The 1,823-nt window shown below is 57.9% G+C and carries 2 protein-coding genes; both read left to right on the top strand.

Annotated elements, in window-relative coordinates; all coding sequences use genetic code 11:
• Positions 1-1,391 (top strand): carbon starvation CstA family protein (locus H9X91_RS13985; RefSeq protein ID WP_204805872.1); only part of this gene is annotated, 1,391 nt, incomplete at its 5' end.
• A 262-nt stretch (positions 1,392-1,653) separates the two neighbouring features.
• The coding region (locus tag H9X91_RS13990) for a carbon starvation CstA family protein (protein ID WP_275552546.1) at positions 1,654-1,823 on the top strand (170 nt) is incomplete at its 3' end.

Consider the following 1,823-nt stretch of genomic DNA (forward strand, 5'->3'; position numbering starts at 1 on the left):
CGGACGACCGTGAGACCCCGGCCTACTCCAAGCAGGACGGTGTGGACTATGTGCCCATGCGCTGCTGGAAGAACAGCCTGATCAACCTGCTGAACATCGCAGGCACCGGCCCCATCCTCGGACCCATCCAGGGCATCCTGTTCGGGCCCATCGCATTCATCACCATCCCCATCGGCAACGTCATCGGCGGCGCCATGCACGACTATTTCTGCGGCATGATCTGCCTGCGTGACGGCGGTTCCCAGATGTCCAACATGATCCGCAAGTACTCCAACAAGGGCATCTTCACCATCTACAACATCTTCGTGTGCGTGCTGCTGCTGCTGGTGGGCGCCGTGTTCGTCTACACCCCCGGCGACATTGCCGCCACCCAGGTCTTCGGCTTCGACGGCCTGCCCACCTCCGTGTCCACCTGGGTCATCTACGGTGTCATCTTCCTGTATTACCTGGTCGCCACCGTATTCCCCATCGACGCCATCATCGGCCGGATCTATCCCATCTTCGGCGCCATTCTGATGTTCTCCGCCGTCGGCGTGTTCATCGGTATCTTCGCTCACAACTATCCCCTGCTGAACCTGTGGGATTCCTGGACCAGCGAGTATTTTGACTATGGTGCTTATTTTGCCGGCGGCCACTTCTTCCCCGTGTTCTTCGTGACCGTGGCCTGCGGCATTCTGTCCGGCTTCCACTCCACCCAGACCGCCATCATCACCCGCACCATGAAGAGCGAGCGGCAGGGCCGCACCACCTTCTATTGGATGATGGTGCTGGAGGGCTTCATCGCCATGGTTTGGGCTGCCGGCGCCATGGGCGTCTACAACCTGGGCCTGCAGGAGGCCAATGCCTCTCTGGCTACCGGTACCATCGGCGTGGTCTGCAAGGACATCCTGGGCCCTGTGGGCGGCATCATCGCTCTGCTGGGCGTCATCGTTCTGCCCGTCACCTCCGGCGATACCGCTCTGCGCGCCCTGCGCCTGACGCTGTCTGAGTCCTTCAAGCTGGATCAGTCCTCCAACGCCAAGCGCCTCTCTCTGGCCGCTCCCGTGTTCGTGCTGGTGGCTGCCATCATCGTGTGGGCCAAGTTCAACAGCGAGGGCTTCAACATCCTGTGGCGTTACTTCGCCTGGTCCAACCAGACGCTGTCCCTGTTTGCCTTCCTGGCCATCTCCGTGTGGATGTTCGAGAACGGCAAGAAGCAGTTCGTGTGGATGCCGCTGATCCCCGGTGCCTTCTACACCTTCATCTGCACGACCTTCATTGCCAACGCCGAGATCGGCTTCCATATCCCCTGGACACCCGCCTACGTGATCGGCGTGTGCGCCGCCGTGGCTTATGTGGCCGTCATCCTCTGGTACGGCAGCAAGCGTGTGTCCCGCCTGAGAAAGGCCTGATCCCTTCCGATCATCAAGCCCCAATATTGAAAAACAGCCCGCCGCGGTTTGCGGCGGGCTGTTTTTCTGCCCTCCAGCCTTCTTCCTCCAAATTTTTCGTGAACTATGTTGAATAGGTTAAACGAATTTTTCACTCATTTCTTTACGTTATTAACAAAATCTTTATAATTATGAATAAATTGTTTACAACTTCTTTCTACAGTGCTATGATAAAGCCAGAATCAGCCCAGGCCACTGGGCAAAAAGGAGTGTGTGTTTCTATATGGCAACTTTCCTGATCGGCCTCGTGATCTTGTTCGTCGGCGCGGCGCTGTACGGCAAGTTCTGCGAGAAGGTCTTCGGTCCGGACGACCGTGAGACCCCGGCCTACTCCAAGCAGGACGGTGTGGACTATGTGCCCATGCGCTGCTGGAAGAACAGCCTGATCAACCT

It is taken from the genome of Oscillibacter valericigenes (assembly GCF_016902445.1).
Taxonomy (GTDB): Bacteria; Bacillota; Clostridia; order Oscillospirales; family Oscillospiraceae; genus Oscillibacter; species Oscillibacter avistercoris.